This window comes from Actinoplanes sp. NPDC051346, from assembly GCF_040682215.1.
Lineage (GTDB): Bacteria > Actinomycetota > Actinomycetes > Mycobacteriales > Micromonosporaceae > Actinoplanes.
In genome coordinates this window covers 324,028-344,577 of sequence record NZ_JBFBAJ010000009.1, presented here as the reverse complement: position 1 = coordinate 344,577, position 20,550 = coordinate 324,028, and the positions used below count along the sequence as shown (strand labels likewise).

20 protein-coding genes and 1 riboswitch are annotated in these 20,550 nt (G+C 71.4%); of the genes, 15 read left to right on the top strand and 5 right to left on the bottom strand.

Features of this window, described 5'->3' with window-relative positions; translation table 11 throughout:
- Window positions 1–179 precede the first annotated feature (179 nt).
- Window positions 180–292: riboswitch (SAM riboswitch) on the bottom strand.
- 148 nt (window positions 293–440) lie between these two features.
- On the top strand, window positions 441–1,352 hold the full coding sequence (locus AB0M36_RS23830; protein WP_364160990.1) for a Ku protein: 912 nt from the start codon (window positions 441–443) through the stop codon (window positions 1,350–1,352).
- A 252-nt stretch (window positions 1,353–1,604) separates the two neighbouring features.
- Entirely contained in the window at window positions 1,605–2,408 is an 804-nt protein-coding gene (locus tag AB0M36_RS23825; protein ID WP_364160988.1) for an alpha/beta hydrolase, read from the top strand.
- A gap of 6 nt (window positions 2,409–2,414) precedes the next feature.
- On the opposite strand, the gene AB0M36_RS23820 is transcribed toward AB0M36_RS23825, so the two are convergent.
- The gene (locus AB0M36_RS23820) at window positions 2,415–4,127 is read right to left on the bottom strand and encodes a DEAD/DEAH box helicase (protein ID WP_364160986.1); all 1,713 of its coding nucleotides are present in this window, start codon (window positions 4,125–4,127) and stop codon (window positions 2,415–2,417) included.
- Window positions 4,128–4,223: 96 nt separating this feature from the next.
- On the opposite strand from AB0M36_RS23820, the gene AB0M36_RS23815 reads away from it, so the two are divergent.
- From AB0M36_RS23815 to AB0M36_RS23805, 3 genes are all read left to right on the top strand, one after another.
- Window positions 4,224–4,766, top strand: a complete 543-nt coding sequence (locus AB0M36_RS23815) for an EXLDI protein (RefSeq protein ID WP_364160984.1) — start codon at window positions 4,224–4,226, stop codon at window positions 4,764–4,766.
- 114 nt (window positions 4,767–4,880) lie between these two features.
- Window positions 4,881–5,468: a hypothetical protein gene (locus tag AB0M36_RS23810; RefSeq protein WP_364160982.1), complete on the top strand. Its 588-nt coding sequence runs from the start codon at window positions 4,881–4,883 to the stop codon at window positions 5,466–5,468.
- An 8-nt stretch (window positions 5,469–5,476) separates the two neighbouring features.
- Complete coding sequence (locus AB0M36_RS23805; RefSeq protein WP_364160980.1) at window positions 5,477–5,800, top strand: hypothetical protein; 324 nt, start codon at window positions 5,477–5,479, stop codon at window positions 5,798–5,800.
- On the opposite strand, the gene AB0M36_RS23800 is transcribed toward AB0M36_RS23805, so the two are convergent.
- Together AB0M36_RS23800 and AB0M36_RS23795 are read right to left on the bottom strand one after the other, a co-directional pair.
- Window positions 5,789–6,220, bottom strand: coding sequence for a hypothetical protein (locus AB0M36_RS23800; RefSeq protein ID WP_364160978.1), 432 nt, complete (start codon window positions 6,218–6,220; stop codon window positions 5,789–5,791). The two genes, AB0M36_RS23805 and AB0M36_RS23800, sit on opposite strands and share 12 nt — an antisense overlap.
- 82 nt (window positions 6,221–6,302) lie before the next feature.
- Complete coding sequence (locus AB0M36_RS23795) at window positions 6,303–6,647, bottom strand: MmcQ/YjbR family DNA-binding protein (protein ID WP_364160976.1); 345 nt, start codon at window positions 6,645–6,647, stop codon at window positions 6,303–6,305.
- 163 nt (window positions 6,648–6,810) lie between these two features.
- Between AB0M36_RS23795 and AB0M36_RS23790 the strand changes: the two genes are divergently transcribed.
- Genes AB0M36_RS23790 through AB0M36_RS23750 form a run of 9 tightly spaced genes read left to right on the top strand, consistent with a single transcriptional unit; the run spans window position 6,811 to window position 17,257 of the window.
- On the top strand, window positions 6,811–7,782 hold the full coding sequence (locus tag AB0M36_RS23790) for a VOC family protein (protein ID WP_364160974.1): 972 nt from the start codon (window positions 6,811–6,813) through the stop codon (window positions 7,780–7,782).
- A gap of 60 nt (window positions 7,783–7,842) precedes the next feature.
- Window positions 7,843–8,847 carry a hypothetical protein gene (locus AB0M36_RS23785; RefSeq protein WP_364160972.1) on the top strand — a complete coding sequence of 335 codons (1,005 nt, stop codon included), beginning with the start codon at window positions 7,843–7,845 and terminating at the stop codon, window positions 8,845–8,847.
- Window positions 8,844–10,025: an FAD-dependent oxidoreductase gene (locus AB0M36_RS23780; RefSeq protein WP_364160970.1), complete on the top strand. Its 1,182-nt coding sequence runs from the start codon at window positions 8,844–8,846 to the stop codon at window positions 10,023–10,025. The genes AB0M36_RS23785 and AB0M36_RS23780 overlap by 4 nt, the downstream gene beginning before the upstream one ends.
- On the top strand, window positions 10,022–10,840 hold the full coding sequence (locus tag AB0M36_RS23775; protein ID WP_364160968.1) for a VOC family protein: 819 nt from the start codon (window positions 10,022–10,024) through the stop codon (window positions 10,838–10,840). Before AB0M36_RS23780 ends, AB0M36_RS23775 begins: the two co-directional genes overlap by 4 nt.
- A 33-nt stretch (window positions 10,841–10,873) precedes the next feature.
- Window positions 10,874–11,851, top strand: a complete 978-nt coding sequence (locus AB0M36_RS23770; RefSeq protein ID WP_364160966.1) for a VOC family protein — start codon at window positions 10,874–10,876, stop codon at window positions 11,849–11,851.
- Window positions 11,852–11,854: 3 nt separating this feature from the next.
- Window positions 11,855–13,336: an FAD-binding oxidoreductase gene (locus tag AB0M36_RS23765; RefSeq protein ID WP_364160964.1), complete on the top strand. Its 1,482-nt coding sequence runs from the start codon at window positions 11,855–11,857 to the stop codon at window positions 13,334–13,336.
- Window positions 13,333–14,874, top strand: coding sequence for a class I adenylate-forming enzyme family protein (locus tag AB0M36_RS23760; RefSeq protein ID WP_364160962.1), 1,542 nt, complete (start codon window positions 13,333–13,335; stop codon window positions 14,872–14,874). Before AB0M36_RS23765 ends, AB0M36_RS23760 begins: the two co-directional genes overlap by 4 nt.
- A 3-nt stretch (window positions 14,875–14,877) precedes the next feature.
- Window positions 14,878–16,566 (top strand): CoA transferase, encoded by a 1,689-nt coding sequence (locus AB0M36_RS23755; RefSeq protein ID WP_364160960.1) that lies wholly within the window; start codon window positions 14,878–14,880, stop codon window positions 16,564–16,566.
- The gene (locus tag AB0M36_RS23750) at window positions 16,559–17,257 is read left to right on the top strand and encodes a PIG-L deacetylase family protein (protein ID WP_364160958.1); all 699 of its coding nucleotides are present in this window, start codon (window positions 16,559–16,561) and stop codon (window positions 17,255–17,257) included. The genes AB0M36_RS23755 and AB0M36_RS23750 overlap by 8 nt, the downstream gene beginning before the upstream one ends.
- Window positions 17,258–17,275: 18 nt before the next feature.
- Here the strand turns inward: AB0M36_RS23750 and AB0M36_RS23745 are convergent, their stop codons facing one another.
- The gene (locus AB0M36_RS23745) at window positions 17,276–18,118 is read right to left on the bottom strand and encodes an AraC family transcriptional regulator (RefSeq protein ID WP_364160956.1); all 843 of its coding nucleotides are present in this window, start codon (window positions 18,116–18,118) and stop codon (window positions 17,276–17,278) included.
- 26 nt (window positions 18,119–18,144) lie between these two features.
- The gene (locus tag AB0M36_RS23740) at window positions 18,145–19,407 is read right to left on the bottom strand and encodes an AarF/UbiB family protein (RefSeq protein WP_364160954.1); all 1,263 of its coding nucleotides are present in this window, start codon (window positions 19,405–19,407) and stop codon (window positions 18,145–18,147) included.
- 184 nt (window positions 19,408–19,591) lie between these two features.
- Between AB0M36_RS23740 and AB0M36_RS23735 the strand changes: the two genes are divergently transcribed.
- Window positions 19,592–20,398, top strand: a complete 807-nt coding sequence (locus AB0M36_RS23735; protein ID WP_364160952.1) for an AraC family transcriptional regulator — start codon at window positions 19,592–19,594, stop codon at window positions 20,396–20,398.
- The last annotated feature ends 152 nt before the right edge of the window (window positions 20,399–20,550 follow it).

Genomic DNA, 20,550 nt, shown 5'->3' with positions numbered 1-20,550 from the left:
CTAGCGCGCAGCGCCGAGACGACAGGCGGCGCTGCAGACCCGCATCATGTCCACGTGCCGGCGCCGCGTGAGGACCGGCGTCGTCGCACACGAGACCGCCGGATCCGGGGCAGCACCGAGCGGTGCGGCACAGTTGCGGGAAGACATGGTTCTCCTAGGTCGGTGATGACCTGGGGACCAGGCCACGCTTGCACGGGAGCTTGCTCCGGTGCCTGGTCTTCACCCGGGGCACCCCACCGCGGAGGAGGGTTGCCGGCCAGCGAGCCGGGGCTTGACGCTGGCGCTCATGACCTATCGTCGAGGCTAGCAGCCGGGCAAGGTGGGTCGTCCAGCCGATATGACCACCCTCACGCGTGATCCGTTTCGGTCGGCCGACGCGGGGAAACCGTCGGAGGTCGGGCGAACGGCGGCCAGGGGGCCGGTGAGGTCGGGGAGGGGTCATGGCGCGACCGATCTGGACCGGCTCGATCACCTTCGGGTTGGTGTCGGTGCCCGTGGGGCTGTACTCGGCTACGCGGGCGCATGAGGTGTCGTTCCATCAGTTCGAGAAGGGGACCGCCGACCGGATTCGCTATCAGCGGGTCAACGAGCGGACCGGTGACGAGGTCGAGTTCGACGACATCGTCAAGGGGACCGACGTCGGGCGCGGCAAGCTGGTGATGCTGGACCAGGAGGAGCTCGACGCGGTGGCGCCCGGGCGCTCGCGCAGCCTGGAGATTCACCGGTTCGTCGGCCTCGACGAGATCGATCCGGTGTTCTACCAGAAGACCTACTTCCTCGCTCCGGGCAGCGACGAGACCGTCAAGACGTACGCACTGCTGCGCGACGCGATGAGCGACGCCAACCGGGTGGCGATCGGCACGTTGGTGATGCGGGGCAAGGAGTACCTTGCCGCGATCCGTCCGGACGGCAATCTGCTGGTGCTGCAGACCATGTTCTTCGCCGACGAGGTCCGTGATCCCGCGAAGGAGTTGGACCGGGTTCCGGGGGCGTCGAAGGCGAAGCCCGCGGAGCTCAGCATGGCCGCCCAGCTCATCGACTCCATGTCGGGTCCGTGGAAGCCGGCGGACTACCGCGACACCTACACCGACCGGGTCAAGAAGCTGATCAAGGCGAAGCGGGCCGGCAAGGAGGTCACGGTGGCGGCGGAGGCGCCCGAGCCCACCAACGTGACGGACCTGCTCGAGGTGCTGCGGCGCAGCGTGGAGGCGGCGAAGAAGCCGGCCACCAAGAAGCCGACCACCAAGAAGCCGACCACCAAGAAGCCGACCGCGAAGAAGTCGACCGCGAAGAAAGCCGCGGGCAAGAAGACGGCGGCGAAGAAGGCCACGGCGAAGAAGCGCGCTTCCTGACCAAAAGGGAGTCAGACGAGTGGACGCTGCCGTTGTCGATCGTCTAAGATTTGCGGCGTGCCCCGGATGGGCCGACACGATGGAGGCAGTAACTTCAGCCGCCGCTGAGCGGTCGAGCCTATCCGGACTTTCTTTCCGCGCTTTCCACCCGCCTTTTGTCGCGCCGGTGGTGCGTGGTGCCCGTTCATGGCTCGAAACTCTTTGGCGTGTTGTTGCCGCTTCCGTCGTCATCACCGATGACGAGAGGGACAGATGACCACGGACACGACGACAAGCACCGCGGCCGAACGGCGGGACCACGCCTCCGGCGAGCTCGACGTCACCACCTACCCCGCGCATGAGCGCTTCCACGGCCCTCGGCCGGCGGTGCTGGTGCTGCCGGGCGGCGCCTATCGATTCCACCCTGAGCATGAGGGCGAGGGCTACGCCCGCTGGTTGAGCGATATCGGGCTGCACGCCTTTGTGCTGCGATACCCGCTGATGACGGAACACCGCTTTCCCGCGCCGCTCGAGTCCTGCCGCGCGGCCCTGGAATGGATTCGTGGGGGCGAGCACGGATTGAATGTCGGCGAGCACGTCGGCGTCATCGGCTCGAGCTCCGGTGGGCACCTGGCCGGCCTGTTGGCGACCGGCACGGTGCTGTCGACGGAACGACTCGCCGCGCCGCCGCCGCGGCCGGACTTCGCGGTTCTCGCGTACTCGCCGGCGGATCTTTTCCTGCTGCCGGACGAGCCGGTGGAGTGGATTCTCGACGGACGAATGGAATGGCGCGAGGAATTGTCGCCGGCGAGGAACATCGACGGCGACACCTGCCCGACGTTCCTCTGGGCCACCGCCGAGGATCCGCCCGGGTTCCCGAATTCTCTCGCCTACGCGTCCGCGCTGTTCGAGGCCGGGATCCCGGTGGAACTCCACATCTATCCGCGAGGATGGCACGGGCTCGGCCTGGCGAACGGGGTCGCGTACGGCGGGCACGGTGACATCCACATTCCCCACACGGCGCAGTGGGCCCGGGCGTGTGAGGCGTGGCTCGACGCGGAAGGTTTCCTCCCGTAGGGCCTGTTAACGGTCGTAGCGTTCGCGGCGCACCGTCGGCCGCCGTCCCCGGATGGTGCTGTGCTGCAGTGCCCGGATCACCAGGTCGGCGGAGGCCTCGGGCACCTCCACCAACGCGAAGCGGTCGGTGATCTGGATGGCACCCACGTCGCGGGCGGCGAGGCCCGCCTCGCCGGTGATCGCGCCCACCAGGTCCTGGGGTCGCAGGCCCGCCCGCCGGCCGAGACCGACGAACACCCGGGTGACGTCGGCGCCGGACGACCGGGTGCGCGCCGGGCGGCCGGGCCGATCGCCGCCGGAGCGGTCGGCGCCCGACCGCTTCTCCGGGTGGCGGGCGTCGCGCCGGTTGTCGCGTTCGCGGGCCGGCATCGCCGAGGGGATCTCGGGCTCGTCGATGTCGCCGCCGTTCGCCTCGTGGAGCAGCTTCAGGCTGGCCAACGCGATCGATTCGAGGTCGGCGTCGTCGGTGAGCGACTCCAGGATCGGCCGGAACCGGTCCAGGTCGTCGGTCTCCACGGCCTCGCGCACGGCGGTGCGGGTCAGTTCCAGGCGCCGGGCCCGAAGGTCGGTCACGGTGGGGAGCTGCTCGGCGATGATCCGCTGGCCGGTGAGCCGCTCGATGGCCTTGATCATCCGCTGTTCGCGGGGCTCGGCCAGCGTGATGGCCGCGCCCGCGCGTCCGGCCCGGCCCACCCGGCCGATGCGGTGCACGTACGCCTCGGGCGCCGACGGCACGTTGTAGTTGATGACGTGGGTCAGCTGCTCGACGTCGAGGCCGCGGGCCGCGACGTCGGTGGCGACCAGCAGTTCGGTGCTGCCGCCGCGGAGCCGGCCCATCACCCGGTCGCGCTGGTCCTGGCTCATGCCGCCATGCAGCGCCTCGGCGCGATAACCCCGGCCGTTCAGGCTCTCGGTGACCTCGTCGACCTCTTCCCGGGTGCGGCAGAACACGATCGCCGCCTGCGGTGCCTCGACATCCAGCACCCGTCCGAGCGCGGGCTGCTTGTGCGCCCGGGCGACCAGGTACGCGCTCTGGCGTACCCGGGGAAGGGTGTCGGCGGCCGCGGTGTCACGGCCCATCCGGATGCGGAGCGGTTCGCGCAGGTGGCGACGGGCGATGGCGTCGATCCGCGGCGGCATGGTCGCCGAGAAGAGCACCGTCTGGCGGGTCTGCGGGGTCTCGGCGAGGATGGCCTCGATGTCCTCGGCGAAGCCCATGTCCAGCATCTCGTCGGCCTCGTCCAGCACGACGGCGCGGATCTCGCCGAGCTGCAGGGTGCCCCGCTCGATGTGGTCCAGGACCCGGCCCGGCGTGCCGACGACGATGTCCACGCCGCGCCGCAGGACCTGCAACTGGCGGCTGATCGGTTGGCCTCCGTAGACCGGGAGGACGCGGACCTCCAGGTCCCGGCCGTAGCGGTGGACCGCCTGCGACACCTGCTCGGCGAGCTCCCGGGTCGGCACGAGAACCAGCGACGCGGGGCCGCCCCGCCCGCCGGCCGTCAGGTGCTGGAGCAGGGGCAACGCGAACGCCGCGGTCTTGCCGGTGCCGGTCGCGGCCTGGCCGACGAGGTCCTTGCCGGCGATCAGGGGCGGGATCGCCTCCCGCTGGATCGGGGTCGGTTCCTCGTAGCCGAGGCCGTTGAGCGCGAGCAGCAACTCGGCGCGTAGTCCCAGGGCAGCGAAGCCCGCATCGGTCTCGAGCAGGTCTTCGTCCATATCTACAGAATACGAAGCCTGTCGGACGGCCGGTTCCCTCAGGGCCATCTACGTAGTAGTGTACGTATACGCAGTTCGGCGTGAACGGGAGGGATCATGCCCAACAAAACCATCTACGTGGCGGACGAAGATCTTCCGCTGCTGCAACGGGCTCAGGAGGTCACCGGCGGCACCCTGTCGGCGACGATCGTCACCGCCCTGCGCCGGCTGGTGGAGGTCGAGGACGCCAAGTCGGCCGGCTTCGAGGAGATCACCGTCAAGGTCGGCGCCGGGCCCGCCTTCGTGAAACGCTTCCTCGGCACGGCGCTCGGCGAGTGGACCTCGGAGACCGGCTCCGGCACCGAGACCTATTCGCTGTTTCGCACCAGCAAGGGCCGCTTCGCCGTGCACCACGCCCAGTCGGAGCTCTCCACGCCGGTCGGTCCGAACGCGGAGCGGAGCAGGAAGTGGTCGACCGGCTGGCGCGGCTGGCTGGGGGACTGGTCGCCGGACCAGGCGTGGCTGCGGACACCGGCGCAGGCCACCTTCGTGGTCGTGGACACCGTGGAGGAGCTCGAAGCGCAGCTTCCGCCGGAGCTCTACGCGATCGCGGTGCGGAGCATCCGGGAGGATCCCGTCATCGAGGATCTCGACATCTGACGAGGGGCCACCCCGTCGCGGGAACGTTCGCCAAAAGAGCAAGAAACGAGAACTCCACTGCGGACGGCGGCCATATCGTCGTGGCGGCATGCTCGGTCGGAAGGAGCGTATTCCATGGCGAACGGCGGCTTCCTCGCCCCTAGGACCCTCAACGAGACTCACCACCGCGCCGCGCTCAACATCTTCATGCTGATCGTGCTGGCACACTGGGCCGAACACCTTGTCCAGGCCGTGCAGATCTGGGGTCTGGGCTGGCCGCGCCCGCAGGCACGGGGCGTTCTCGGCGTGCCGTTCCCCTGGCTGGTCTCGTCGGAGTGGCTGCACTACGGCTACGCGCTGGTCATGCTGGCCGGCTTGTGGATGCTTCGCGACGGCTTCACCGGGGCGTCGCGCCGTTGGTGGCTGCTCGCCTTCGGCATCCAGGCGTGGCACCACGTCGAGCACCTACTTCTGTTGCTGCAGGCGCAGACCGGCCGGCCGCTGTTCGGCCAGGCGGTGCCGACCAGCATCGTGCAGCTGATCGCACCTCGGGTGGAGCTGCACCTGTTCTACAACACCGTGGTCTTCATTCCGATGGTCATCGCCGTCTACCTCCATCTGCGGCCCAGCGAGGCGCAGGCGCGGCGCATGCGGTGCAGCTGCCGGCCGGCGCTGCCGGACGTCCGTCCGGGATCCGTGTCGGCTCCGGCGTCCGCCCGCTGAGTCGGGGCATGCGCCCGCGCGCGAGATGGCTGCCGGCGTCGCTGGCAGCCAGCGCCTTCGCGGTGATGTTCACGGTGGGTTGTGCGAACAGCGCGCAACCCACCAACGAACCGGCCGCGACGCACCAGCACGCGGGGACGGGCCCGGCGGACACACTCGTGCTCGCCGGCAACGGGGTGCTGGTCGTCGTCGTGCTCGGCCTCGTGTTCCGGCGGCCACGGGTGCGCGCCCGCGCCGACGGACGCTGGCGACTGCCGCGGGCCGACCGCCAACCCGGCCCGGCAGGCGACGGTCAGCCCCAGGAAAGCGACCAGGACGCGTTACCCCGCTGATCTTGGTGGGAGCCGGACCACCGCGGACGGACCGGCCCGCCATCCGACGCTCGGCCACATCAGACACTCGTCGGCGATGCAGAGCAGGACGAACCTCGGCCCGCCCGCTACCGCGAAGCTGAAGCTCACGTCGGTCGCGGACGGGTCGCAGCGTACGCCGCGCGCCTCCAGTGCCGCCCGGACCGCATCGATCTCGTCGACCAGCAGGACAACCTCCCGGCGCGGAGTGTTCTCCACGGCCGTCGCGGTGTGGTCGAGGCCCCAGTCCAGCATCAGAACGACGTCTCCCGCGTCGTAGCTGATCGACTTCGCGTCCTCGCCGACGGCCCGCAGCCGCAGGGCGTCCTCGAGGAGGTGCCGCGACGCCGCGACGTCGTGGCGTGAGGCGTGCAAGCGCATGGTCCGTGGGTGCGTCGCCACCTGAGGCTCCTTGTGCGGGGTCGTCCTCACATTGTGCAAGCTGCCCTCGCGGCGTAGGTACTCTCAGCTTGCTGAAAGGCTCCTACGTCGGCCGGTCCTTCTTCGGCAGGGTACGGACGACGGCGTCGTAGGAGGCGTCCACCGCCTCGCGAAGCTCGTCGTCCGGGATCGCGCCGCCGAGCCGCAGCGAGTTCCAGCCGTACCGGCCGATGTAGGACGACGGCGAGGCGTCCTCCGGATAGCGCTTCACCCACTCGTCGGCGGCGTCGCGGTCCTTGCCGCACTTGACGCCGACGGAGGTGATCTCCGAGCCGAGGAACGCGAAGACCTTCGCGCCCACCTTGGCGACCACGTCGCCCTCCCACGGTTCGTCCTGCCAGGCTCCCGGCTTCGCCAGGCAGTACGCGAGCATCTCATCCCCGGTCATGGAAACAGTCGTACGCCCTGGCGGCCGTGCCCGCAACCACCGACTCCCGCGGCGTGGCGTCTCCGTGGCTGAAGGCGCAAGCCGAAAGAGCAACAGGAGAGAAGGCGGAAAGGGGACCACCGCCAGAGCATTGCGGTGACGGCTCCCCGCCTGGAGGTAGCGAATGCTGACCGGTGCTCCCCTTGTCTCCCTGGTGATGTACGCGTCCAACGTCGCCGAATCCGCGGACTTCTACACCCGTCGGCTGGGCCTGCCCCGGCTCCCGGCCGAGCCGAACGAGGCACGGATCGGCGCGGGCGGCATCGATCTGTGGCTGCGTCCCGCGGGTCAGCACGGCGTGCGACTGTTCGGGCGCAGGGACGATTCGTCCGACGTGGTGTTCCTGGTCGAGGACATCGAAGCCACCCGGATCGCGCTCGAGGGAAGGGGGATCCAGTTCGAGCGGCGGCGCAGCTACGAGATCGGCTCGGTGACCGACTTCTACGATCCGAGCGGGCACCGGCTGATGCTCTACCAGCCGTCGCCGACCTCGCTCGGGTGGCCGAGCGGGCCCAAGGTCCGCGAGGTATGGCGGTCGCACGGCCGCGGCGGTGCGGACGTGATCGGGCCCTCCGCCGGCCCCGCGCTGGGGACACCCGCGGAGACCGGCCTGGCCGGCGACCCGCTGGTCTATCTGTTCATGTTCGAGAACAACCAGACCGCCGCCCTCGACTTCTATCGCGACCAGCTCGGTCTCGAGCTGCTGGAGCGGGTGCACTGCTGCAACCAGGACTGCGACGAGGAGATCGAGGGGATCGGCAAGTACGACGGTGGCGACGTGCTGCTCGCTACGCACCACATGCACGAGAAGAGCATGGTCTTCGACGACCTCGGCCGGCCGTACTCTCCGCGCGAGTTCACCCCGGCGCACGGCCAGGGCATCGCGCCGGTGTTCCTGGTCGACGATGTCGCGGCGACGGTCCGGCAGCTGACCGCTCGCGGCGTGGCGTTCCCGGACGGCCCGCGGGAGGAAGCCGCCGGCACGCTGGCGCGGTTCGAGGACCCCTTCGGCCACCCCTTCTTCCTCTTGGAGCGGACGTCGGCGATCGCGCCCGAGCAGAGCAACCGGCGAGAAGGCGCCAGCACCGTCCGCTGAAACAATTTCATGAGACGACTTCGTGGCACTCCCGATGCACAGCAGAGAGGGAAAACAACCATGCCCGTCAACGTGTACCGCAATGAATCCCTGGTCCAGATGGAGACCTATGAAGCCGAGCCGGCCCAGGTCGACGAGCTCGTCGAGCAGGTCCGCGCCAAGTGGTCGCTGTTGCGGGAGCACGGCTTCGCCGGCGACTACCCCATCGAGGTCCTCCGCGGCGGCCGCAACGGCGGCAACATCAAGGTCGTCGAGGTGTTCCGGTGGAAGTCCATCCAGGACCGCATCAATGCCCAGAACGACCCCGACTACGTCGCGCTTGCCGGCCGGATCTCCTCGCTCACCGCGACCGAGGGCCCGAAGGAATCCTTCACCCAGGCCGTACGCGGCTTCAACCACAACTTCCCGCCGATCGGCGGCGTGGAACTGCTCAAGGGCGTCTGCTCCTGCCTGCTCACCATCGACGGGGTGGTGAAGGACTACCAGATGAGCGTGAAGAACGGCATCGTGCTCATGCACCGTAGTCCCCGCATGGACCTCGACGGCGACGGCAAGAACGAGATGTACCTGAAGATCCTCATGCACGGCGGCGAGATCATCCAGGCCGCGCTCGGACCCATCCGGGTCGAGCAGAACTTCAACCGGCCCAACGACGGCATCGTGAAGTCCAACAGCCCCGACGGGTCGGACTTCCCGGCCACGGCGATCTGGCGCGTGTCGTGGAAGATCCACACCCCGCTGGGCCCGGTGCTCACCGACCCCGACCAGCCGCTGATCTTCGGGCCGGCGACGGTCAACCACTACCCGCCGGTGGGCACGCACTTCCACTCGCCGACCGGACCGGTGGCCCTGGTGCACGAGGAGACCGGCGCCCGGGTGGGCACGCTAACGCCCGGCGAGCTGACCGCCTTCGACATCGTCGTGACCAAGGACGACGAGATCTACGCCGACGTGCTCAACACCCCGCCCGCCGACATCTTCGAGGTCATGGCGGAGTGGCAGGCGCGGATGGGTGACCAGGAAGTCAAGCCGGTGGTGGCGGGAGCGACCGACGGCGTGATGTGACCGACGAAGAGAGGCCGCCGACCCCGTGGTTGGCGGCCTCCGACCCGGATCCGTTCCCGGCACCGCAGGAGTTGCCGTCCGGCGCCGACGTCGTCGTGATCGGCGGAGGTCTGATGGGCGTGTCGACCGCCTACTGGATCGCCCGCCGGGGCGGCTCGGTGCTGCTGCTCGAGGCCCGCCGGCTGGCGTGGGGGGCGAGCGGCCGCAACGCCGGAATCTTCCTGGCCGGACTGCACGCGATGGAGGACGACACGGTGCTCCGGAAGGTGCTCAGCGAGGAGGGTTTCGACCCGGGCTACCGGCGTACCGGTCACCTGGCCCTGGCGTCGTCGGCCGAGGTGTGGGAGCAGTTCCGCGCCGAGGTGGCGAGGCGGCCGGAGACGGCCACCCCGCTGCACGCGCTCGGCCGGAAGGGCTGTGCGGACCTGCTCGGGATGCCGATCGCGCCGCATTTCGCCGGTGGCCGGTGGATGCCGGACGGGCACGTGATCCAACCGGCGCTGCTGGTGCGGGGACTGGCCGCCGCGTCCCGGCGGCACGGCGCCCGGATCCGCACCGGGACCCGGGCCCTGCGCCTGGTGCGCGACCGCGACGCGGGCCTGCGCGTACGCACGACCCGCGGCACGGTACGGGCCGGCCACGTGGTCTACGCCTGCAACACCGAGGTCACCCGGTTCTGCCCCACGCTCCGGCGGTTCGTCCGGCCGGTCCGCGGACAGGTCCTTCAGACCTCCGCCCTGCCCCCGCTCTTCGCGCCGGGCATGGCCGTCGACTTCGGCAGCGTCTACTGGCGGCAGGCGCCGGACGGGTCGATCGTCATCGGCGGCTGCCGCTCGGCGTCCACGTCGGATCACGCGGACGAACACCTCGACCCGCCGGTGCAGGAGGCCCTGGAAAGCTTCCTCCCCGGCGCGTTTGCGGGCTTTCCCCCGTTCGAGGTGCGCCGGCGGTGGGCGGGCGTGATGGATCAGACCGCCGACGGCAAGCCGTTGATCGGCGCTGTGCCGTGGGGGAACCGGCAGTGGGTGATCGCCGGCTTCGGCGGTCACGGTCTGCCGCCCGGCATCGCCGCCGGCCGAGGTCTCGCCGAGGCGATGGACACCGGACGCCGGACCGGTTTGGAGCCCGCGTTCGACCCGGCCCGTGCGCTGCCCGGCCACCAGGAGGGAAAACGATGAGCGTCAAGACCGACGGCCTGGCCGACTCGCCGCTGATGTTTGTGTTCCTCGACGTGTCCTCGCTGCCCCGGCACCGCCGGCTGTACGAGGACGTGTTCGGCTTCCGCGTCATCGAGAACCAGTTCCACCCGCCGCACGAGCACCACGGACTGGTGAAGTACGACGCCGGCGGCACCATCCTGGCGGTCAACCTGTTCGCCGAGCGCAAGTTCCAGCATCCGGACGCCGACGGCGTCACACTCGTCTGCCGGGTCGCCGAGCCGGACCGGCTGCCACCGCTGGACGCCTACGGCCGCCGTGCCGGCCGGGACTTCACCGACTCGGACGGGCACCACTACCGGTTCGCCGCCGACCCGCCCGTCGATCCCGGGCTCCGCGCCGAGATTTGCGAGCTGCGGGTGGCGGTGCCCGACCTCACCGCCGCCGTGCCGTTCTATGCCGACGTGCTCGGGCTTCGGCCGGTCGCCGTCACCGAGGACGCCGCGTCCTTCCGTACGGGATCGCTCGATCTGACGATCTATCGCGCCGAGCAGGGCCCGGACGGGCGGCCGATCCGCTACAACGCGTGCCTGATGGTGTTCTACACCGGCGATGTGGTGGCCGCCGAGCGGGACCTGCGCGAGCGGGGCCTGACGTTCTCGCAGGGCGCCGGATTCAGCGACATCGGTGGCACGGCGCGCTTCCGCGATCCGGCGGGCCATGTCTTCTGCCTCTACCAGCCGTCGGCGGAGAGCCTCACCTGGGGCAGCGCCGACAAGGTCATGGAACTCATGACCCACCGTGCCCTACCCGCCGCCGAACAGAGCAAGCGCTGAGAGCAAGCGCCGCACAAAGCAAGGGAGCCCGCCATGCCGACCGATGCTGCCACGCTGACCGAGCGCCGTGTCGTCTACCTCTTCCTCTATGTCCGCGACCTGGCCGTGTCGCGGGACTTCTTCGAGCGTGCCCTGCGCCTGCGCGTGCTCGAGGAGGACGACCGATCCGTCAAGTACGACACCGGCGAGGTGATCCTGGCGCTGAACCGGGCCGACGACTACGGCATCGCGCTGCCGAACGAGCCCGACCACTCCACCGACATCGTCTTCCTGGTCGAGGACCTCGACGCCGCGCGCGCCGCCCTGGAGGAGCGGGGCGTGGTGTTCACCGAGACCCACAACTACGAGATCGGCGGCATCAGCGACTTCTACGACCCGGACGGGCACTGGTTCACCCTGTACGAGACCTCCGAGGAGTCGCTGACCTGGCCGAGCGGCGACCGGATCCAGGCGGTTCGCAAGCTGTACGAGGCCGAAGGCAAGCCGGGCCTGCGCGGGCCGCACGGCGGACCGGAGTTCAGCCTGGACGGCAAGCCGCTGATCTACCTGTTCCTGTTCATCCGCGACGCCGAGGAGGCGGTCAACGTCTACGCCGAGGGCCTGGCGATCCGCGACCTGGAGGGCGGGCCGTGCAGCCGCGCCTCCACGGCCGACGAGGAAGGCGTGATCAAGTACGACACCGGCGGGATCATCCTGACCACCCACTCGCTGGAGACGGTGCGCGACGACCACGAGATCATCGACCACCCCTGCCCGCCCCGCACCGTGAACCCGCTCGAGATGGGCGGCAAGGCGGTGGTGTTCCACGCGCCGAACATCGAGGGCGCGGTCAAGGACCTGGCCGAGCGCGGGGTCCAGTCGTCGGAGGGCATCGTCCGTTCCGAGATCGGCGCGACGGTCCGCTACACCGATCCGTCCGGGCACGTCTACTTCCTGTACGAACCGTCCGAAGAGGCGTTGCGCACGCCGAGCGGCGAGAAGTTGCGGACGATCATCTCCCGGACGTACTGAGCCGTGGCAGGCTCCGGCGGCGAGGCCGCGTACCGGGATCTCCGACGCCTGGTGCGCGGCCTGCTGCTGCGCCCGGGCGAGGACGGATACGACGCGGCACGCCGGGTCTGGAACGGCGGGATCGATCGCCGGCCGATGGTGATCGTGCGGTGCGCCGGCACCGACGATGTCGCCGCCGCGGTCCGCTACGCCGTCGGCAACGGCATCGAGCTGTCGATCCGCAGCACCGGGCACAACGTCACCGGCTGCGCGATCAGCGACGGCGGGCTCACGCTGGACCTGTCCGGGATGCGCGGGATCCGGATCGAGCCGGACCGGCGGACCGCGGTGGTGCGGCCCGGGGTGCTCTGGGGCGACTTCGACGCCGCCGCGCAGGAGGCCGGCCTGGCGACCACCGGCGGGCGCATCTCCACCACCGGCGTGGCCGGGCTGACCCTGGGTGGCGGTTTCGGCTGGCTGATGCGCCGCTACGGCCTGGCCGCCGACAACCTGGCGGCGGTGGAGCTGGTCACCGCGGACGGCCGGACGTCGCGGGTGGACGCGGGCACCGACGCGGAGCTGTTCTGGGCGTTGCGGGGCGGGGGCGGCAACTTCGGCGTGGCGACCTCCCTGGAGTTCCGGCTGCATCCGGTGGGTCCCCGGGTGACCGGGGGAGCGGCGTTCTATCCGGCGGCGGCGGCCGGCCGGGTGCTCCGGTGGTATCGCGACTTCATCGCCGTGGCACCGGACGCCCTGTCCGCGCAGTGCAACCTGCTGAGGCTGCCGCCCGCGCCGTTCGTTCCGGTGGAACTGCACGGCCGACCGGCGGTGGCCGTCGCCGTGTGCCACCTCGGCGCCGAGACCGACGCCGAGCGTGACCTGGCCGCGCTCGACGACCTCGGCCCACCACTGCTGCGCCGGATCAGCCGGATGCGCTACACCTCGCTGCAGCGCCTGTACGACATGGCGGGCCGCTTCGGCTCCTATGTGTACGGCCGCGCCGGCTATCTGCCGGCCCTGGACGACCGCGCGATCGAGGTGCTCGACGGCCGTGCCGAAGCGGTCCCGTCGCCGCACTGCATCATCATGATCTCGCCGCTCGGTGGGGCGGTCGCCCGGGTAGGGGAATTCGAGACAGCGGTCGGCCATCGCAACGCGGCCTTCAGCATCTCGGTGGACGCGGTGTGGCGGCGTCCCGCCGAAGCGCGCGCACACAGGGAGTGGGTGCACGACCTGTGGGACGGGTTGCGTCCGTCGACCGACGGGGTCTACGTCAACGAGCTCGGCGATGAGGGACCGGAGCGGGTACGGGCGGCGTACCACCCGGCGAGCTGGTCGCGGCTGCGCGCGGTGAAGGCCCGGTACGACCCGGCCAACGTGTTCCACCTGAACCAGAACATCCCCCCGGCCGAGGCCGGGACAACCGCAAGTGCCGAGAAGACACCCCTCGCGGTCACCGCGAAGGCTGGTGTGACGAGCATCCACGAACTCCGGGAGCGGCCATGAGTGCCGAACCAGCACCGACGTTGTCCGCCGCCCTGATCGCGACGGCGCGGCGATGGCCGGACCGGGCGGCCCTGATCTGCCCCCGGCACCGGATGACGCACGCCGACCTGGTCGCGGCGGCCGAGCGCCTGGCCGGGATCTACCGGCGGCTCGGCGTCGGTCCCGGCGACCGGGTGGCCTGTTCGGTGGGAAACCGCTGCGAACACCTCGTGGCGATGCTGGCGGCCTGGAGCCGCGGCGCCATCCACGTCGCCACCGACCACAAGTTCACCGTCCCGGAGCTGGACGCGGTGATCACCAAGACCGACGCCCGCCTGCTGATCTACGAGCCGGCCGACGAGCGGATGAATCCGTATCTGACGCCGGCCGCGCTGCGGCGCCGCCACCCGGATCTGCGACTGATCGTGGTGACCAACCATCTCGCCCCGGCGGAGTTCACGCGCTGGACGGTCGACGACCATGGCGAGCCGGACCCCGGCCCCGGCCCGGCGCCGGCCGATCCCGCGGTCGTGTTCGTCAGCTCCGGCACGACCGGGACGCCGAAGACGACCGTCGGCTTCCACGGCAACCTGGCCGGCCGCTGGCGGGGACTCGCCGGCTGGCTGGAATTCCGGCCGGAGGACGTGCACCTGGCACAACTGCCTTTGTCGCACGGGTTCGGCATGATGATGGCGCTCGCCGGACTGCTGGCCGGCGGCTCGCTGGTGCTGGTCGACCGGTTCTCGCCCGACGCCGCCCTCCAGGCCTGCGGCACGCACGGTGTCACCGTGCTGAACGGCGCGCCGGCGCATTTCTCCCTGCTGCTGGACCGGCTCGACCCGGCCGTGCACCACGTGGACACGCTGCGGTTCAGCGTCGGCACCGCGGGCTCCTTCCCGCCGGAACTGGTGAACGAGATCTGGGAGCGGCTGGCGGTCGACCTGATGGTGATGTACGGCTCCAGCGAAGGCATCGGGGTGGCCACCAAGGACGCCGAGGACGTGCTTCGCGGCTCGGTCGGGCGTCCCGATCCGGGCTCGGTGCGGATCGTCGACCCGGACCACGAGCCGCTGCCCGTCGGCTCGGTGGGAGAGGTCGCCTTCTCCCGGAACACCTTCCCGGTGCGCTACTACGGCGAGACTCCGCCGGAGGACCCCTGGTACTACTCCGGTGATCTGGGCCGGCTGGACGAGCAGGGCCGCCTCTACATTCACGGCCGGCTCGCCCACCGCATCGACCGCGGCGGGCTCAAGGTGGACCCGGTCGAGGTGGAGCGGGCGCTGCTGCGCTGCGCGGACGTGGTGGACGCCGCGGTGTTCGGCCGGACGGACCCGGTGGTCGGCGAGACGGTGTGCGCCTGCGTGCGCCCCGCGGCCGGCCGGCATCCCGAGCTGACCGAGCTGCGGGCGGAGCTCGGCGAGCGGCTGGCGCCGTTCAAGCTGCCCGAGGAGCTGTGCCTGGTCGACGAGATTCCGCGTACGGCGATCGGCAAGGTCGACCTGCCCCGGTTGCGGGAAGTGGCCGCGACGGCACCGACCCAGCGCCTGGCCCGGCGGTGATCCGTGGAAGCCACCGAGCTCGTCGCCGACCACCTCGCCCGGCTCGGCGTCGGTGTCCAGGACGGCCTGGTCGACGGGCGGGTTCGGGTACGCGTCGATCCACCGCCGGACCTCCCCGAGCCGGAGGCGGTGGCCCAGGCGCGCGCCGGGCTGATGACCATTCACGGCCGTGAGGCCGGTGCACCGCGCCGGCTCGGCCTCGACCTCGCCACGGTGGCCAACGGCATTCTCGCCACCCAGGGCGCGCTCGCCGGCCTGATCGGCGGGCTCCGCGGGCTGCCGGTGGGCGGTGTGACGGTACGCGGCCCGGCGGGCGCCCTGCAGTTCGTCCGGCATCAGCTCGCGATAGCGACCGGCGGCGGCGCGTTCCCCTTCCGGCCGGCCGGCGTGCCCGGTCCACCGTTTCGGACCGCCGACGGCGTGTGGGCGGAGATCGAGGTGCTGGCCGGCGACGACTGGGCGGCCTTCTGGCGGCGGCTCGGGCTGGACGGCGCCAGCGTGGTCGGCGCCGCCTGGCTGCCGTTCGTCTACCGCTACCTGGCCGGCGAGTGCCGGGTGCCGCCGGAGTTGCCGGCCGCGTTCGCCCGACACACCCTGGCCGAGGTGCGCACGGCCGCCGCCGCCTGCGGCGTCGCGGTCGTCGCCGTCCGCGTGACGCCGCCCTCGGGCGTCACCGAGCCGTGGACGCTGCACCCCCACGCCGCGGTGACCGTCGCCGGGCGGGCCCCCGGGCCGTCGTCGCCGGACGCTCCGCTTTCCGGTCTGCGCGTCGTCGAGGTCACCTCGCGGCTGCAGGGCCCCCTGGCGGGCCGGCTGCTGCGCCAGCTCGGCGCGGAGGTGACCAAGGTGGAACCGCCGGGCGGCGACTTCGGCCGGCACAGCCCGCCGATGGCCGGGGAGAGCGGCGCCGCGTACCTGGCGTACAACGAGGGCAAGCGGGTCGTCGAGATCGACTACAAGAACGCCGCCGGGCTCGCCGAGCTGGGTGAGCTCGCCTCGGACGCCGACGTCTTCCTGCACAACTGGCGGCCCGGTCGGGCCGAGGCGCTGGGTCTGGACGCGGCCGCCGTCGCCCGGACGAACCCCGCCGTGGTGTACGCCTACGCGTCCGGCTGGGACGGCATCACCGACCCGCCGTGCCCGATCGCCGGAGACTTCGTCGTGCAGGCGTACGCCGGGTCGGGGGCCCTGCTGAATCCGCCCGGCGCCGCACCCGTGCCGAGCCGGCTCACCCTGATCGACGTGGCCGGCGGCCTGCTGGCCGCCGAGGCCGTGCTGGCCGGGCTCTTCCACCGGGAACGAACCGGCCGGGGCTGCCGGATCGGCAGCTCCCTGGTGCGGGCGGCGGCGACCCTGGCGGCGTCCGCGGCCGAACCCTGGGGCCCCCTGGACGGCCCGCTGACGACGACCGACGGTCATCTCGTGGTGGCCGCCACCGACCCGGCCACCGCCCGCCGGCTCCGCGCCGCCTGCGGCCTGTCGGCGACGGCCACCGACGCCGAGGTTCGTGGCCGGCTGTGCCGGTCGCCCGCCGCGCAGTGGGCGGAGCGGTTGCCGCCCGCCGGGGTGCCGGCCGTGGCGGTGCCGGTCGACCTCGCCGCCCTGCCGGCCGATCCACGGCTGGCCGGGCTCCTGGAACGGGCCGGCGACGCCTGCTGGATCCCGGGAGCACCCTGGAGTTTCGATGCTTGAGCCAGACGCGCGCGTGCTCGTGGTGACCGCTCACCCGGACGACGCGGAATTTCACTTCGGAGCCACCATCGCGGCGCTGACCGACGGCGGCGCCGACGTGCGCTACCTGGTGTGCAGCGACGGCGCCCAGGGCGAGCCGGGTGACGGCCCGCCGGAGGGCGGGGTGGCCACGGTCCGCATGGCCGAGCAGCGTGCCGCCGCGGCGGTGCTGGGTGTGCGTGAGGTCCGATTTCTGGGACTGCCGGACGGACAGCTGGAGCCGACCCTCGAGCTGCGTCGGGAGATCACGGCGCAGATCCGCCGGGACCGGCCGGTCCTGGTGCTCACCCACTATCCCCGCCGGGTGCTGGACATCCCGATCGAGGCGTCGCATCCCGACCACATCGCGGTCGGCGAGGCGACGCTGGCGGCCGTCTATCCGGACGCGGACAACGCCCGGGCCTTCCCGGAGCTCGCGCGGGCGGGCCTCAAACCGCACAAGGTGCGCGAGGTGTGGGTGCCGGGATACGAGCGGGCGAACCACTTCGTCGACGCGACACCGTACGTGGATCGCAAGGGCGAGGCGCTGCGGCAGCACCGGAGCCAGACCGGGGGTGAGCCGCCCGAGTGGGTGTTCGGGTGGATGCGTCAGGCCGGCCGCACTCCCGGATATCGCTACGCCGAACACTTCCGGCGCATCGAGATCGGCTGAGGGCGCACCAAACCCCGTTCAGCCCTCGGCGGCGGCCAGGTCCGTGCCGGCGACCGCCATCAGCAGCGGCAACGCCAGCAGGATCGGCGGGTCGGTCGGCAGGCGCCGGCGCAGCGTCAGCGCCACGGTGACCGGCGCGACGGCGCCGTCCGGCACCTGGATGGCGGCCGGCGCGGCGGCGACGTAGCAGCGGTCCAGGTCGGTCGCGGCCACCGCCTCGCGGACCGTCACCGATCGGTCGAAGCACATCGCGAGCGGCTGGAACAGCGCCTCCGGCGGCACGACGAGCCGGCCCGTGCCGGGCGCTCGGACCACGGCGCAGCCGGCCGGGCGACGCTGCGGGATGGCGCTTTCGAAGAGTCCGACCGCGGTCAGGGCGCCGTCGTCCGGGCCCCCGTCGACCGTCACCGTCACCGTCGCGTGCTCCGGCTGCGGCATCGCCTCGTCGAGCCGTACCAGGATCTCGTGGAACGGCACGTCCGCGTAGGCCTGCACGAGCCGGCGGAACCGCCCGGGCGACACGCCGACCACCCGGGTGAACTGGGAGGTGAAGGTGCCCAGGCTGGCATAGCCGACGTGCATGCAGACGTCGGTGACGCTGTCGTCGCTGTAGGCCAGGAGCCGCTTCGCCTCGGCGATCCGCCACGCCGCGAGGAACCGGGCCGGTGTGGAGTCGGTCAGCCGGTGGAATACGCGGTGGAAGTGGAACGGGCTGAGCCAGGCGGCCTGGGCCAGCGTACGCAGGGAAAGGTCGTCGCCCAGATGCTCGCGCATGGTGCCGATGGACCTCAGGACGGCCTGGCTCCACAGGTCCGCGGTGCGCTCGGTGACCGGTCGTCCCGCGGTCGATGTCAGCTCCATGACCTCTCCTCTCCGCCCGGCGGCGGTCAACTCCGCAACGCCTCGAACAGCGCGGGAATGGATTGGGCTTGAAAGTCCACCTGCACGTCGAAGTCGTTGATCATGCCTTCCAGGACGAGGAGCGACAGCAGCGGAAACACGAACTCCGGGTCGGCGGAGATCCGGTGCCGGCGCTGGATGTCGAAGAGCTGGGCGGCGAATGGCCCGAGCCGGAACTGGCCCGCCCGTCGCCCGTGGTTCTCGGTCACCAGCCGGCCCAGGTCGCGCCGGAAGCCGGCCAGGTCCGCGTCGACCGGCACCGTGTTGGCGCTGCTGAGCACGATCTCCGTGCACTCGTCGGGCCGGCCGAGCGCCAGGTTGAGGAAGAACTGGGCGAACAGCTTGCGCACCTTGGGGCTCAACTCGACCACGAAGCCGGCGTCGAGGATCACCACCTCGCCGCTCGGTCTCAAGTAGAGGTTGCCGGGATGCATGTCGCAGTGCACCAGGCCGTCGAGGAACAACATCTGGAAGACGGCGCGGAGGATCTGCTTCACGATCGTGCTTCGCTGCTCGCGGGTGAAGGCCGCCGGCCCGAACCGTTCCAGCCCGTCGAGGAACTCCATCACCAGCACGCCCTCGCCGGCCGCGGCCGGCACGGTCGCCGGTATCCGTACCCAGGAGCCGAGGTTGGTCCGCAGCCGTTCCAGCATGACGGCCTCGCGCGCCAGGTCGAGCTGGTTGAGCACGGCCGGGCCGAGCTGATCGATCATGCGCTGGGCCGGGAGACCGCGCAGTCCCGGCATCCGCTCGCCCACCCTGGCGAACAGGCCGAAGAGGCGGAAGTCCGCCAGCATCTGGCGATCGAGGCCGGGCCGTCGCACCTTGACCGCGACCTGCTGCCCGTCGCGCAGCCGCGCGCGGTAGACGCCGGCGATGCTGCCGCTCGCCACCGGCGTGTAGTCGAACTCGGCGAAGGGCCAGTCGCCGGGGTACGCGCACGCCAGCGCCCGGCGGACGTCCTGGGCGGACATGGCTTCCATCCGGTCGGTGAGCTGGGCCAGTGCCGCGCAGAACGCCGGCGGCAGGAAGTCGGCCCGCGTGCTCAGCAACTGGCCGCCCTTGACGAAGGTGGGCCCGAGACGCACGAGCGTGGGCACGACGGATCGCCCGGGAGGGCCCTGCGGCGGGCGGCGCAGGGCCCGACCGACGGCCCATCGGGAACCCGTGGTGGCGAGGAGACCGGCGCCGGCCAGGGCCCAGGTGCTCAGGCGGGTGACCAGGACGGGCCAGGGGACGGTGGGCGCCATGCGGGCCTCCGGCGGACTGCGGTGCCGAGCTGTCCCGGCCGATTCAACGACGCGACGAGGGCCGGGGCAAGGCGCCGCGACCGAGACCCCAAGCTGGAAGACCTGGTGCTCGGCGCAGTCAAGAACCCGTCAAGGTGACTGAGGCAGACTTCGATGTCTCAGCAGCCCGACGCGAAGGGGGATCGTGTCCACGGCGACGGAGACCTCCAGCAGCTACACGCGGGTGGCGCACCTCGAGGCGGTCACCCGGGCGATCGCGCTCATGCGGAAACGGCTCGCCTATCCACAGCCCCTGCGGCTGCTCGCCGACGCCGCCGCGTTCAGTCCCTTCTACTTTCATCAGATCTTCCGGGAGATCACCGCCGTGACCCCGGGCCGGTTCCTGGCGGCGCTGCGTATGGCCGAGGCCCGGCGGCTGCTGTTGCACTCGAACCTGCCGGTTCGGCAGGTGGGAGCCCTCGTCGGCTACACCAGCCCGGGCACGTTCTCCGCCCAGTTCGCCCAGTTGACCGGCACACCGCCGTCGCGCTTCCGCGCTCAGGCCCGCGGGCTCGGTGACGTCCGGGCGGCCGAGGCGGGCTGGTGGTCGCGACCGCGCCGGCCCTCGCTCGACGGCGCCCCGACGATGATCCTGTCCCGCGCGCCCGATCCCGGCTCGCTGGTCTGTGTGTGCCTGGTGCCGGCCGGCAGCCTGCGCGTCCACCGCGGCCGCTGGACCCCCTCCACCGGGTCGCCGTGGGTCCCGCTCCATTCGCCGCCGCCGTGCGGTGAGTACGCCGCGTTCTGCCTGGTGATCCCGGCGGGCGCGCGCGTCGTCGACGCCTTGGTCGACGACGTGCCCGGCAGCCTGCGCGTCGGCCGCGTCGGCCTGTCGATTCCCGCGCATCCGCCACCACCCGCGGTGCGGACCGGGCTGCGCTGGCCGGCACCGACCGACCCGCCGGTCACGGCCCTGCTGCCGCTGGCTCGACTGCCCGGCACGCTCGGGTGACGCGCCGGCCTCGGGCCCCAGTGGACAGACGATTTGGATGATCGGCCACTCGATCCGATGGATAGCTGAAGGGCACACTCTCTATGCGGACCGGCGGGACGGGTGCTCGACGACCCACCGCCGGTGACGACTTCGACGGGGGAGCGGTCGAT